This window comes from Curtobacterium sp. MCLR17_042 (assembly GCF_003234695.1).
In the GTDB taxonomy this organism is placed as follows: Bacteria; Actinomycetota; Actinomycetes; order Actinomycetales; family Microbacteriaceae; genus Curtobacterium; species Curtobacterium flaccumfaciens.
The window spans coordinates 78,980-92,804 of sequence record NZ_QKTD01000011.1 but is presented as its reverse complement, the minus strand read 5'-3'; the positions used below and the strand labels follow the sequence as shown (position 1 = coordinate 92,804).

The 13,825-nt window shown below is 69.9% G+C and carries 12 protein-coding genes; 6 read left to right on the top strand and 6 right to left on the bottom strand.

Translation table 11 applies throughout. The features are described 5' to 3' along the window. Positions 1–47 precede the first annotated feature (47 nt). From DEJ02_RS12120 to DEJ02_RS12110, 3 genes are read right to left on the bottom strand one after another with little or no spacing between them, the layout of a single operon-like run. Positions 48–2,192 carry a dipeptide ABC transporter ATP-binding protein gene (locus DEJ02_RS12120; protein WP_111033242.1) on the bottom strand — a complete coding sequence of 715 codons (2,145 nt, stop codon included), beginning with the start codon at positions 2,190–2,192 and terminating at the stop codon, positions 48–50. Then, positions 2,185–3,123, bottom strand: coding sequence for an ABC transporter permease (locus DEJ02_RS12115; RefSeq protein WP_071404170.1), 939 nt, complete (start codon positions 3,121–3,123; stop codon positions 2,185–2,187). The genes DEJ02_RS12120 and DEJ02_RS12115 overlap by 8 nt, the downstream gene beginning before the upstream one ends. 3 nt (positions 3,124–3,126) lie before the next feature. Next, the gene (locus DEJ02_RS12110) at positions 3,127–4,107 is read right to left on the bottom strand and encodes an ABC transporter permease (protein WP_110864437.1); all 981 of its coding nucleotides are present in this window, start codon (positions 4,105–4,107) and stop codon (positions 3,127–3,129) included. A 255-nt stretch (positions 4,108–4,362) separates the two neighbouring features. Here DEJ02_RS12110 and DEJ02_RS12105 point away from each other — a divergent pair, with 255 nt between their 5' ends. After that, complete coding sequence (locus tag DEJ02_RS12105) at positions 4,363–6,081, top strand: ABC transporter family substrate-binding protein (protein WP_110864438.1); 1,719 nt, start codon at positions 4,363–4,365, stop codon at positions 6,079–6,081. A gap of 71 nt (positions 6,082–6,152) precedes the next feature. Here the strand turns inward: DEJ02_RS12105 and DEJ02_RS12100 are convergent, their stop codons facing one another. From DEJ02_RS12100 to DEJ02_RS12090, 3 genes are all read right to left on the bottom strand, one after another. Then, on the bottom strand, positions 6,153–6,704 hold the full coding sequence (locus DEJ02_RS12100) for a PH domain-containing protein (RefSeq protein ID WP_111033241.1): 552 nt from the start codon (positions 6,702–6,704) through the stop codon (positions 6,153–6,155). A 193-nt stretch (positions 6,705–6,897) separates the two neighbouring features. Continuing rightward, complete coding sequence (locus tag DEJ02_RS12095) at positions 6,898–7,377, bottom strand: peroxiredoxin (RefSeq protein WP_111033240.1); 480 nt, start codon at positions 7,375–7,377, stop codon at positions 6,898–6,900. A gap of 126 nt (positions 7,378–7,503) precedes the next feature. After that, positions 7,504–8,253, bottom strand: a complete 750-nt coding sequence (locus DEJ02_RS12090; protein ID WP_071404166.1) for a CPBP family intramembrane glutamic endopeptidase — start codon at positions 8,251–8,253, stop codon at positions 7,504–7,506. A gap of 121 nt (positions 8,254–8,374) precedes the next feature. Between DEJ02_RS12090 and typA the strand changes: the two genes are divergently transcribed. The 5 genes from typA to fdxA all read left to right on the top strand — a co-directional run bounded on the left by typA (position 8,375) and on the right by fdxA (position 13,814). Next, on the top strand, positions 8,375–10,297 hold the full coding sequence (gene typA / locus DEJ02_RS12085; protein ID WP_027464562.1) for a translational GTPase TypA: 1,923 nt from the start codon (positions 8,375–8,377) through the stop codon (positions 10,295–10,297). Positions 10,298–10,397: 100 nt separating this feature from the next. Next, on the top strand, positions 10,398–11,591 hold the full coding sequence (locus DEJ02_RS12080; protein WP_220034921.1) for an amidohydrolase: 1,194 nt from the start codon (positions 10,398–10,400) through the stop codon (positions 11,589–11,591). 117 nt (positions 11,592–11,708) lie between these two features. Further along, entirely contained in the window at positions 11,709–12,257 is a 549-nt protein-coding gene (locus DEJ02_RS12075; protein ID WP_111033238.1) for a hypothetical protein, read from the top strand. Positions 12,258–12,276: 19 nt separating this feature from the next. Then, positions 12,277–13,461: a PIG-L deacetylase family protein gene (locus DEJ02_RS12070; RefSeq protein WP_111033237.1), complete on the top strand. Its 1,185-nt coding sequence runs from the start codon at positions 12,277–12,279 to the stop codon at positions 13,459–13,461. Positions 13,462–13,496: 35 nt separating this feature from the next. Continuing rightward, positions 13,497–13,814, top strand: coding sequence for a ferredoxin (fdxA, locus tag DEJ02_RS12065; protein ID WP_017887060.1), 318 nt, complete (start codon positions 13,497–13,499; stop codon positions 13,812–13,814). Positions 13,815–13,825 lie beyond the last annotated feature (11 nt).

Sequence of the window (13,825 nt, the reverse complement as noted above, 5' to 3'; positions counted from 1 at the left end):
CCGACCCTTCCTGCTCACGATCTGGAGCGGTGAACGTGACCGGGTCGTCAGACGACCGCGCCGACCCGCTCGGTGAGCAGGTGCTCCTGGTCGGTCTGCATGCAGGCGACACCGCGGCCGTGCACGGGCTCGAGGCCCGGGTCGATCGTGCGGCACTGCTCCTGCCGGCCCTCGTCGAGGAGCTGGTAGAGCGGGCAGCGCGTGCGGAACCGGCAGCCGTCGATGCGCTCCGTGGGGGAGGGCAGGTCGCCGTCGAGCAGGATGCGCCCGCGGGCGGCCTCGGCCATGGGGTCCGGCACCGGCACGGCCGACAGCAGGGCCCGGGTGTACGGGTGCTGCGGGTCCGAGAAGACCGCGTCGCCGTCGCCGTACTCGACGATGCGGCCGAGGTACATGACCGCGACGTCGTCGGCGATGTGCCGGACGACGGACAGGTCGTGCGCCACGAACAGGTAGGACAGCCCGAGGCGGTGCTTGAGGTCCTCGAGCAGGTTGATCACACCGGCCTGCACCGAGACGTCGAGCGCGGAGACCGGCTCGTCGAGCACCAGGATCTTCGGCTCGACGATGAGCGCACGGGCGATGCCGATGCGCTGCCGCTGGCCGCCGGAGAACTCGTGCGGGTACCGGTCGATGTAGCTCGGCTCGAGCCCGACCAGCTCGAGGACCTCGCGCACCCGCCGGCGGATCTCGTCCTTCGCGACGCCGTGCACGGTGAGGGGTTCACCGATCACCGAGCCGATGTCGAGGCGCGGGTCGATCGACGCCATCGGGTCCTGGAACACGACCTGGATGTCGCGGCGCAGTGCCAGACGGTCCTTCTTGGACAGCGAGGCGGTGTCGACGCCGTTCACCCGGATGGTGCCGTGCTGGGCCCCGGCGAGCTCGAGGATCTCCATGATGGTGGTCGTCTTGCCGCAGCCGGACTCGCCGACCAGACCGAGCACCTGGCCGCGCTTGAGCGTCAGGGAGATGCCGTCCACCGCGTGCACCTCGCCGATCTGCCGGCGGAAGAGCGCGCCCTTGGTGAGCGGGAACGTCTTGACGACGTCCTGCAGCTCGAGCACGACCTCGTCGCCGTGGTCGACCGCTGCCTCGGGGACGTCCTCGGGGCGGGGGAAGATCTCCGAGCGCTCGAGGGTGCCCGCGGCGATCTCGTCGCGACGGATGCACGCGGCGGTGTGGTCGTCGAGCAGGGTGCCGTTGCCGATCGTCTGGACGGCACCGGTCAGGACCGGGTTGTCGGCGCTCTGCGGCACCGTCGGTGCGACGAGGGCGGGTTCGCCGTCGCGGCACGCGTCGATGACGGCGGGGCAGCGGTCGGCGAACGGGCAGCCGGTCGGCTTCTGCGTGAGCAGGGGCGGACGGCCGTCGAGCGGGACGAGCCGCTCGGTGCGGGCGGACGTCATGTTCGGCATCGAGCGGAGCAGCCCGATCGTGTAGGGCATCACCGGCTCGCGGAACAGGGGGAGCACCGGCGCCGTCTCGACGATCCGGCCGGCGTACATCACGGCGACGCGGTCGGCGTTGCCGGCGACGACGCCGAGGTCGTGCGTGATGAGCACGACGGCCGCACCGGTCATGTCCTTGGCGGTCTGCAGCACGTCGAGGATCTGCGCCTGGATCGTCACGTCGAGCGCCGTGGTCGGCTCGTCCGCGATGATCAGCTTCGGGTCGTTCGCGATGGCGATGGCGATCATCGCGCGCTGGCGCATGCCGCCGGAGAACTCGTGCGGGAACGCGTCCAGTCGTCGCGCCGGGTTCGGGATGCCGACGATGCGCAGGAGTTCCTCGGCGCGGGTGCGTGCGGCGTGCTGGGTGAGGGAGCGGTCGTGCAGGCGCAGGCCCTCGATGATCTGCTGGCCGATCGTGTACACCGGCGTCAATGCGGACAGCGGGTCCTGGAACACCATCGCGATGTCCCGGCCGCGCAGCGCCGACATCTCGCGATCGTTCCTGCCGACGAGCTCCTGCCCGTCGAACCGGATGCTGCCCTGCACCTGGGCGGAGGACGGCAGTAGGCCCATCACGGCCATCGAGGACACCGACTTGCCGGAACCCGACTCGCCCACGATGCCGAGGAACTCACCGGGGGCCACCGAGTAGTCGACACCCCGGACCGCGTAGACGGGCTTGGTCTTCGGGTTGAACGTGACCGACAGGTCGGACACGGTGAGCAGCGGCTCAGTCACGGTTGGCTCCGGAGGTGGGGTCGATGGCGTCGCGCAGGGCGTCGCCGAGCAGGCTGGTCGAGAGCACGGTCGCGACGAGCGTCGCGGCGGGCAGGACGAACAGCCACGGGCGGGTGACGGCGGACTGGCTGCCGGCGGCGAGCAGGGTGCCGAGCGACACGTCGGGGATCTGGATGCCGAAGCCGAAGAAGCTCAGCGAGCTCTCCGCCAGGATCGCGGCTCCGACGCCGAGCGTGGCGTCGATGATGAGCAGCGACGCGACGTTCGGCAGGATGTGCCGCCGGATGATCGTGAACGCCGGGACACCCATGAACCGGGCGGCCTTGACGTAGTCGCGTTCGCGGAGCGACATCGTCTGCCCGCGGATCACCCTGGCCATCACCATCCAGCTGAACACCGCGAGCCCGACGATGAGGGCCACCCACGTCAGGTTCTTGAACACCGGGCTGAGCAGTACGAGCGCGTAGAACGACGGGATCACGAGCAGCAGGTCGATGACCCACACGAGCAGCCGGTCGGTGAGGCCGCCGAAGTACCCGGCGATCGCGCCGACGATGCCGGCGATCAGGGTCGCTGCCGGTCCGGCGATCAGGCCGATGAGCAGCGACTTCTGCAGGCCGACCAGGGTCTGCGCGTAGATGTCCTGGCCGATGTCGTTCGTGCCGAACCAGTGCGCGGCGCTCGGCGGCATGCCGAACGCCAGTCCGTCGGAGTCGACGGCGTTCCAGTGGTACAGGTACGGGCCGAGGAACGCCCAGAGGATGATGAGGAGCAGGGCGCTGCCGCCGATGCGCGCGCGCCAGGTGCCGAACACCTTGCGCCAGAGCGGGGTGCGGCCGCCCTTCACCTCGATGACGTGCGCCGGCGTCCCGGCGTTGCCGTCGCCGGGGTCACCGGCGGTGGTCGTGGTCGTGGGGTCGAGAACAGACACGGGTCACACCCTCACTCGCGGGTCGAGCGCGGCGTACAGCAGGTCCGCGAGGGTCCCTGCGATGAGCACGAGGATCGCCGTGAAGAGGATCGTGCCCGATGCCGCGTTGATGTCGTTGTTGCTGATGCTCTGGACGAAGTACTCGCCCATGCCGTGCCAGCTGAAGACCAGCTCGGTGATGCTCGCGCCGGTCAGGATGAGTCCGAACGAGTACGCGAAGAAGGTCGACATCGGGATGAGGGCGACCCGCACACCGTGGCGCATGATCGCCGAGCCGCGGGTGCGGCCCTTCGACCGTGCGGTCCGGATGAAGTCGTTCGACAGCACGTCGAGCATCGCCGAGCGCTGGTAGCGCGAGTAGGTGGCGACGGCGCCGATGGTCAGCGAGATCGTCGGTAACAACAGGTGCACGAGCCGGTCGCCGAGCACCGGGAAGAACCCGGTCACCCCCGGCGTGTACTCGCCGGTGAACCGGATCACCTGCGTCCCGACGCCCTGGTTGAGCGTGGTCGCGAGGATCATCAGCACGACCGCGATGACGAAGGTCGGGGTGGCGAGCACCGCGAAGGACAGGTACGTCGACACCTGGTCGGAGGTGCGGTACTGCCGGACCGCGTTCCAGACGCCGAGGAGCACCCCGAGGATCGCGCCGAGCAGTGTGCCGATCACGAGCAGCCGCAGGCTCGTCCCGGAGCGGGCGATGATGTCGGCCGTCACCTCGGTGCCTCGCGTGCTCATGCCGAGCGAGCCGTGCGTCACCAGCCCGACCCACCAGTCCCAGGTGCGGACGAGGAGCGGGGTGTCCGGATCGGCGCCGAGCTTGCGGAGCGACGCCTGGATGGTGCCCGGCGGCACGGCCGGGTTGCGCCCCAGGAACCGGGCTGCCGGGTTGAGCGTCGTGCTGGCGAGGATGTACCCGAGCGTGGTCGCCACGATCGTCAGGACGATGTAGTTGACGATCCGCTTTGCGATGAAGGCGAGCATGTGGTTCGTGACCTCTGGGTGCGGCCGTCCGACCGGACGGCGTTGTCGGTGGCGACAGGCTAGCCGTTCGAGCGACTGGGTGGGACAACGGAAGTGACGCTATGCAACATTCGTTACGAGCGTGTTTCGATTCATCGCACAGACCCTTGTGCCGCCTTCGGATGTGGCTAGGGTTCTCAACCAACAGGCGCGACGGCGGGGGCCGCCGCGGTCCAGCGCGATCTGCGCGAACCACAACGAAAGGGAATCCTCGCCATGCGAAAGAGGATCAAGGGCATCGCCGTCCTGGCCACCGCTGCGGCAGCTGCCGTCGTGCTGGCAGGCTGCTCCGGCGGCGGAGAAGCGGGCGGCGACAACTCCGCGGTCGCCGAGTCGTCGCTGAAGTCGACCGGCTGGACCGTCGCGGACCGCGCCGACGTCAAGGACGGCGGGTCGATCACCCTGCCGATCGACACAGCTCCGGCGAACTGGCAGCTGCTCAACCTGGACTCGGGGACCGTCGACGACACGACGATCTCGCAGACCTACCTGCCGAGCTTCATCCAGTTCAAGGAGAACGGTGAGTGGGAGGCGAACAAGGACTACGCGACGTCCGTCGAGCTGACCAAGGACTCGCCCCAGACCGTCGAGATCAAGATCAACCCGAAGGCCGTGTGGTCGGACGGCACCCCGATCAGCGCGAAGGACGTCATCGCGAACTGGAAGGCGCTGAACGGCTCCGACAAGGCCTTCGCGCCGCTGTCCACCAACGTGTGGGAGGACGTGGACTCGGTCAAGCAGGGCTCCGACGAGCGTGACGTCATCATGACGTTCTCGAAGACCAACGCCGACTGGGCGAGCGTCCTGACCGCCATCTACCCGTACTGGGCCGTCGACACCCCGGACCACTTCAACAAGGCCTGGGCCAAGGCGCCGTACGCCGCCGACGGCAAGACCTACGTCTCCGGTGGTCCGTACATCCTGAAGTCCTTCGACACCAACGGTGGCGTCGTGACCTTCGAGAAGAACTCGAAGTGGTGGGGTGACGAGGGCAAGCTCGACACGATCGTCTTCAAGACGGTCTCGCGTGACGGCGTCGCCCAGGCGTACGGCAACAAGGAGCTCGACGCGTTCAACCTGAACGGCAGCGCCGACAACCTCAAGACGGCGAACTCGCGCTCCGACTCGAAGATCGAGCGCTCGCTCGGCACCACGCAGCGTCAGATCACGCTGAACGGCACCTCGGACGTCTTCAAGGACCAGGACGTGCGCCAGGCGTTCGCACAGGCCATCAACCGCAAGGTCGTGGCCCAGGCGATCCTGTCGCCGGTGAAGAGCCCGGGCGACGTGCTCAACAACCTCGTCTACCTGCCCGGACAGCAGGGCTACGAGGACGACGCGTCGAGCGTCTACGGCTACAGCACCGACAAGGCGAAGTCGAAGCTCGAGGACGCCGGCTGGAAGATCGGCTCGGACGGCTACGCGACCAAGGGCGGCAAGGAACTCGACGTCCGCTTCGTGATCCCGTCGGACAACCCGAACTCGGCGAACGTCGCGCAGCTCGTGCAGCAGCAGACCAAGCTCGCCGGCTTCAAGGTGACCATCGACACCGTGCCCACCGACGACTTCTTCACGAAGTACATCACCACGACGACCCGTGACTTCGACGCCACGTACTTCGCGTGGCAGGGCACCCCGTTCCCGATCTCGTCGCTGAAGTCGATCTACTACCCCGCCGACGCCGGCCAGAACTACACCGGCGTGACGGACGACTCGCTCGGTGCCGCGTGGGACAAGGCGAACGGCGAGCTCGACCCGGATGCCCGCATCAAGGACGCGCAGGCCATCGACAAGAAGATCGTCGCGGTCGCCGGCACCATCCCGCTGTTCGCCGAGCCGTACGCCTGGGGTGTGCGCAAGGACCTGGTGAACTACGGTCCGGCGCAGTTCCAGCAGTCCTCGGTCAAGTGGCAGGACGTCGGCTACACGAAGTAGTCGCCGCCCCGTTCACGAACGACACCCCCGACGTCGCACGACGTCGGGGGTGTCGTTCTGCGTCGTGACCGTCAGAACCGTGCCGCCGCCAGCGACGCCGCGACCCCGAGGACGACCATCGCCAGGATCGTCCAGCCGTGGGTGCGGTGCGTGATCGGCGCAGCCGTCACGGTCGACGGGGGTGGGCCGTCCTGCTCGGCGGGGGCGGGCACGTGGGCCAGCATCCGCGCGCCCGCAGCGTCGACGTCCAGGCGATCCGGGCCTCCCGGGTGGTCACCGGTGTGCGCGGCGAGACGCGCCGTCGGGCGGGTCGCGATCCAGACGCGGCGGACGCCCTCGCTGGTGACCACCTCGATGCCGTACTTCGTGCGCACCTCGCTGATGCGGGACCAGGTGTAGGTGCTGGTCCGCCGGACGTCCACGACGCGCAGGTGCTCCGGCGTCAGCTCGATCCGGGGACGCCACAGCGCTGCCCAGGCGACGAACGCGACGGCGATGCTCGGGATCGGCACGAGCCAGGGGGCGCCGCCGCCGAGCAGGGCCAGTGGGACGAGCACGACGGCCACGACCCAGAGGACGACGGCGAGGGCGCGCAGGCCGGGGGCGACGATGGTGGTGGGCACCGGACGAGGGTACGAGATGCCTCCCCGGAGACGCCCGGGGAGCGGGTGTGACACACCGGCGCGTATCTCCGGACGACCCGATTCCCCGGGGAGGCAGATCCTGGACGGACCCTCGTGCCGTCAATGGTCGTCGCCCCCAGTTGGGGTGTCAACACCCCATCGCGACGCATTCAGGGGAATCCCACGCCGGGGGCTAGGAAACGAGCAGTTCGATCTGTTCGCGGATGGTCTCGGCCTTCGGGAACCGCAGACCGACCAGGCCGACGTGCCGCCACCGGACCACGCCGTCGGGGCCGATCACGAAGACCGACCGACGCAGGCCGATGCCCGGTGCCTGCACCCCGTACGCGCGGATCACCGAGCCCGCGGTGTCGCTGAGCAGCGGGAACGCGAGCGAGGACCCGCGGGCGAACCCCTCGTGCGAGTCGAGTGCCTGCGGGCTGATGCCCCACACCGTCGCGCCGAGGTCGGTGAACTGGTCGAGTTCGGCCTGGTAGCTGCAGAGCTGGGCCGTGCAGACCGCCGTCGCGTCGCCCGGGTAGAAGGCCAGCACCACGGTGCGGCCGATCTCGGCGGACAGGTCGTACTCGTCGTCGGAGCGGACGCCGCCGAGCACGACCATCCCCGGCAGGGTGAACGACGGGGCGGACTCGCCGATCGCGGGGATGCTCATGCGTCTCACGGTAGGGCGGCCCGGCGGTGGTTGCCCCTCGGCGCGCTGAGTGGGGGCTGTGGATGCGCCCGCGACGCGCTGAACGGCCAGCGACGCGTGCGCGAGCTGCCAGCAGCGCGCCGCCGCCTACGAGAACAACTGCGGGAACGCGTGCGCCACCCAGGGGTACCCGACGAAGACCACCGCGTCGAGCAGGGCGTGCGTGATGACGAGCGGCAGGAGCCGGCCCCACCTCGTGTAGATCCAGCCGAACACGATGCCCATCACCGCGTTGCCGATGAACGCCCCGAACCCCTGGTACAGGTGGTAGCTGCCGCGCAGCAGGGCGGTCGACAGGATCATCTGCCAGCGACCCCACCCGAGGTCGCCGAGTCGGGCGTAGAGGTACCCGATCACGATCACCTCTTCCTGCAGGCCCGAGCGGATCGCGGACAGCAGCAGGACCGGGACCGTCCACCAGTACGAGTTCAGCGCGGCGGGGTCGACCGCGACCGTGATGCCGAGCGCCCGCCCCGCGAAGTACAGCGCGAGCCCCGGGATCCCGATGCACAGGGCGATGAGCGCCGGGCCGCCCAGGTCCGGCTTCGCCCGGAACCGGTCGATCCCGAGCCGGCCCAGGTGCGGTCGCGACGTGCTCCACAGGAGGTAGCAGACGAGCGCCACCGGGGCCAGGTCCACCGCGATGCCGAGGAGCTGCCGGGCGAGGTCGACGTACTGCACCGTCGTCGACGAGGTGTTCAGCGCCGTCGACTGCTCGCCGAGCGGGGTCGTCTGGGACAGGTCGTCGATGATCTGCAGGATCGAGTAGAGGGCGCTGGCACCGAGCGAGAGCAGCAGGACGATGGTGATCTCGACCCACGTTCGCCGACGGCTCATGCGCTGTACTCCTGTCGCTTGCGAACTACCGGTAGACTGGCGTGTCGGGCGTTCTGCCCACGGGTGCGGTGCTGTGAAAACACTGGCCCGACACTCTCCCAGAAATTGAAGGATGTCCTGTATGGCGCTCGCCACCCGGTCCGACCTGCGCAACGTCGCCATCGTGGCACACGTCGACCACGGCAAGACCACCCTCGTCGACGCGATGCTCACGCAGACCAACTCGTTCGACGCCCACTTCGAGGGCGAAGACCGCATGATGGACTCGAACGACCTCGAGCGCGAGAAGGGCATCACGATCCTCGCGAAGAACACGTCGGTGCTCTACAACGGCAAGCACGCGACCGAGTTCGGCGCGGACGGCCCCATCACCATCAACGTGATCGACACGCCCGGCCACGCCGACTTCGGTGGTGAGGTCGAGCGCGGCCTCTCCATGGTCGACGGTGTCGTGCTGCTCGTCGACGCCTCCGAAGGTCCCCTGCCCCAGACCCGCTTCGTGCTGCGCAAGGCGCTCGCCGCGAAGCTCCCGGTGATCCTGCTCGTCAACAAGACGGACCGGCCCGACTCCCGCATCGACGAGGTCGTCTCCGAGTCCCAGGACCTGCTCCTCGGCCTCGCCTCCGACCTGTCGGACGAGGTCGACGACCTCGACCTCGACGCGATCCTCGACGTCCCGGTGGTCTACGCCTCGGGTCGCAACGGCGCCGCGTCGCGCAACAAGCCGAACGACGGCGAGCTGCCCGACAACGACGACCTCGAGCCGCTGTTCGAAGCGATCCTCCAGCACGTCCCGGCCCCGAAGTACGACGACGAGCACCCGCTGCAGGCGCACGTCACGAACCTCGACGCCTCCCCGTTCCTCGGTCGCCTGGCGCTCCTGCGCATCTTCCACGGCACCATGAAGAAGGGCCAGACGGTCGCGTGGGTCAAGCACGACGGCACCGTCGTCAACGCCCGCATCACCGAGCTCCTCATCACCAAGGCGCTCGACCGCTACCCGGCCGAGTCGGCGGGCCCCGGTGACATCGTCGCCGTCGCCGGCTTCGACACGATCACCATCGGCGAGACCCTGACCGACCCCGAGGACGTCCGCCCGCTGCCGACCATCACGGTCGACGACCCGGCGATCTCGATGACGATCGGCACGAACACCAGCCCGCTCGTCGGCAAGGTCAAGGGCCACAAGCTGACCGCCCGCATGGTCAAGGAGCGCCTCGACCGCGAGCTCGTCGGCAACGTCTCGCTCAAGGTCCTCGACATCGGCCGCCCCGACGCGTGGGAGGTCCAGGGTCGTGGTGAGCTCGCACTCGCCATCCTGGTCGAGCAGATGCGTCGCGAGGGCTTCGAGCTCACCGTCGGCAAGCCGCAGGTGGTCACGAAGCGTGACGAGAACGGCAAGCTGCAGGAGCCGTACGAGCACATGACGATCGACACGCCGGAGGAGTACCTCGGCGCGATCACGCAGCTCATGGCCGCTCGCAAGGGCCGCATGGAGAACATGACGAACCACGGCACCGGCTGGGTGCGCATGGAGTTCATCGTCCCGTCGCGCGGCCTGATCGGCTTCCGCACGTCGTTCCTCACGGAGACCCGCGGCACCGGCATCGCCAACGCGATCTTCCACGGCTACGACGAGTGGGCCGGCGCGATCCAGACCCGCATCAACGGCTCGATCGTCTCCGACCGCTCCGGTGTGGTGACGCCGTTCGCCATCACGAACCTCCAGGAGCGGATGTCGTTCTTCGTCAACCCGACCGAAGAGGTCTACGAGGGCATGGTCATCGGCGAGAACTCACGCGCCGACGACATGGACGTGAACATCACCAAGGAGAAGAAGCTCACCAACATGCGGTCGGCCAACGCCGACACGTTCGAGTCGATGACGCCGTCGCGTCAGCTCTCGTTGGAGGAGTGCCTCGAGTTCGCCCGTGAGGACGAGTGCGTCGAGGTCACCCCCGCCGCCGTGCGCATCCGCAAGGTCGAGCTGGACGCGTCGGCTCGCCAGCGCTCCTACGCGCGTCTCAAGCGCCAGGACGCGTAAGCACCAGCACGAGCAACACGCGCGGAGGCCCGTCCTCCGTCCGACGGCCCGGTCACCTGCAACAGGTGGCCGGGCCGTTCGCGGTTGTACCGTGGTCAGCGTGACTCTCGACCTGCTCTCGATCTACCAGGACCTGCACGCCCACCCGGAGCTCGGCTTCCAGGAGCACCGCACCGCCGGTGTCATCACTGCGAAGCTCGCCGAGATCGGTGGGATCGAGGTGACGACGGGCGTCGGCGGCACCGGCGTCGTCGGTGTCGTGTCGAACGGCGAGGGCCCCGTGGTCTGGCTCCGCGCCGACATGGACGGCCTGCCCGTACAGGAACGCACCGGCCTGTCCTACGCCAGCGAGCACGTCGGCACCGACGACGAGGGCCGCGAGGTCCCGACCATGCACGCCTGCGGCCACGACATCCACGTCACGTGGCTGCTCGGCACGCTGGAGCGCCTGGTCGCGACCACGGGGGACTGGCGCGGCACGGTCGTCGCCGTCTTCCAGCCTGCTGAAGAGGTCATCTCCGGCGCCCGCGCGATGGTCGAGGACGGCCTGGTCGAGCGGTTCCCGAAGCCGGACGTCGTGCTCGGGCAGCACTCCGCACCCGCACCGGTCGGCATCGTCGCCGTCGGCACCGGCCCCGTGATGGCGTCGAGCGACCGGCTGACGGTGACCTTCAACGGCCGTGGGGCGCACGGTTCGGCGCCGCAGGCCTCGCTCGACCCGGTCGTCACCGCGGCCTCGGCCGTCGTGCGGCTGCAGACGGTCGTCGCCCGCGAGGTCTCGCCGAGCGACGCGGGGGTCGTCACCGTCGGCAGCTTCCACGCCGGCACGCGGGCGAACATCATCCCCGACGAGGCCGTGATCGAGATCTCGACCCGGGCCCGCAACGAGGAGACCCGCCAGCGCATCATCGCCTCGATCGAGCGCATCGTCCGGGCCGAGAGCACTGCTGGTGGCCTGTCCGAGCCGACGATCGTGCGTGCACCGGGCGCCGAGGTCACCGTGAACGACGCCGATGCCGCCGCCACCGTGCTCGAGGCCATCCGCGCCGAGGTGCCGGGAGCCCGCGACCTCGAGATCGGGCTCGCCATGGCGTCGGAGGACGTCGGCCAGCTCGCCACCGCCGCGGGGGCGCCGCTCGTGTACTGGTTCACGGGCATCACCGACCCGGAGCGCTTCCGCCGCGGCGAGGAGATCCCGAGCAACCACTCGCCGTTCTACGCGCCGCAGGCCGAGACCGCGATCCCGGTCGGCGTCGACGCCCTGGTCGCGGCGACGCGCGCCTACGTCGCCTGACACGTTCTTCGGGAAGGAGGCCCGGGGCGGCCCCGCCGCGCACGTGACCGCCCCGGGGACGGCACGTTCACAGCCAACTCGCGCCGGGCCTCCCGGCTCGTCCGTTACGGTCGCGCCATGCGTTCCCTCCGTACCCCGCTGATCGCCGCCGTCGCTGCCGGCATCGCCCTGGCCGGACTCACCGGCTGCTCGACCCAGGCCGTGCAGCAGGCCACCGACCTCGGGTCCTCCGTCGCGTCGAACGTCGCCGACGGGGTCGCGGGCATCGACGGCAAGGCGATCCAGGACGGCATGTCCTCGGTCGCCGGGGGCATCGACGGCGCGCTCGACACGGCGCTCAAGGGCGCGGACGTGACCTCCGACGGCAAGGTGCCGGACGGGTTCCCGTCGGCCGACGTGCCGCTCGTCGACGGCACCGTGCTCGGCGGGGGAGCCGGACCGAACGGCTCGGGGTGGGTCGCGCAGGTCCGGGCGGCCTCGGTCGACGACTACCAGGCCGCCGTGCAGCAGCTCACCGACGCCGGGTACACCGAGTCGGCGAAGCGTGCGGACTCGTCGAGCGCGTTCGGCATGTTCCGGAGCGACGCCTACCGCGTCGTCCTGACCTTCTCGGAGACCAAGGACAGCGGCGGCGTCACGGCGACCTACATCGTCACGCCCCGCTAGTCCCGTACCCTTGGGGACGATGTCGAAGGCCCCCGCCACGCGCCCCGAGCGCGTCCTGATCGTGCACGCCCACCCCGACGACGAGACGCTCTCGTCGGGCGGGACCATCGCGACCCTGCTCGAGCGCGGCGCCGAGGTGAACGTGCTCACCGCGACCCGAGGCGAGCGCGGTGAGATGCTCACGCAGCAGTTGGCGCCGCTGGCCGGGGACCCCGCGCGGGTGGCGCGGCACCGGGAGACCGAGATCGCTTCGGCCCTCGCCGCCCTCGGCGGGCCGCAGCACCTGTGGCTCGGCGGGCGCGGTGCCCGGCCGACCGACCTGCCGGAGCGTCGCTACGTCGACTCCGGCATGCAGTGGGGCCCGGACGGGCGGGCCACCGCCGCGGACGACGCCCCGGCCGACTCGCTGACAGCGGCGGACCTGGGCGAGGTCGTCGACGACGTCCGCGCCGCGATCCGCTCCACCGGTGCCGACGCCGTGATCAGCTACGCCGACGACGGCGGCTACGGGCACCCCGACCACGTGCGGATGCACCACGCGGCGCAGTACGCGGCCCGTGCCGAAGAGGTCCCCTTCTCGATGATCGTCGACCCCGCCAGCGGCCAGGCCGACGTCACGGTCGACGTCCTGCCGGTCCGGGCCAAGGTGCGTGCGGCGGTCGAGCAGTACCGCTCCCAGGTCGCCGTCGACCCCGTGGACCCCGCCGACCCGAGCGCTCTGTCGTGGGTGATGCCGCACGGCGTCCGGCAGCACGCCCCGGCGGTCGAGGCGTTCCGGCACGACGCGGCCCCGCAGCCGGCGGCCCCGCAGACCTACGCCGAGATGTCCGGCCAGGGCAAGGCCGCGGCGGTCGTCGTCTCGCTGCTGCTCGGGCTGCTCGCCGGCGGGCTCGGGACGGTCACGCACCAGCAGACGCTCGGCGCGTTCCCGGTCGGACTCGTCATCACCACCCTCATCGTGCTCGGCCTGACCGTGGGCGTGCGGCTCGTCTACCGCTCGCGGACGATGGTCGCCGCGATCGGCATCGGGATCCTCGTCGCGACGCAGGTGCTCGTGTCGGTCGGCGGGGAGAGCTCGCCGCTCGTCCTCGCCAACGTGGCCGGGTACGTGTGGAACTTCGCCCCCGCGGTGATCGCCGCCCTGGTCCTCGCGTGGCCGGACCTGTCGGGGCTGCGGTCCCGGACGGCCCCGGGCCGCGAGTAGACTCGAACCCGCTCGTCGAAGGGAGCACCCGAACCGTGACCTACGTGATCGCCCAGCCCTGTGTCGACGTCAAGGACCGTGCCTGCATCGACGAATGCCCGGTCGACTGCATCTACGAGGGTGACCGCTCGCTCTACATCCACCCCGACGAGTGCGTCGACTGCGGTGCGTGTGAGCCGGTCTGCCCCGTCGAGGCCATCTACTACGAGGACGACCTGCCCGACCAGTGGGCGGACTACTACAAGGCCAACGTCGAGTTCTTCGACGAGGTCGGGTCGCCCGGCGGCGCTGCGAAGGTCGGCGTGATCCACAAGGACCACCCCGTCGTCGCGGCCGAGCCCGTCCGCGGCTGACCGGACCCCCC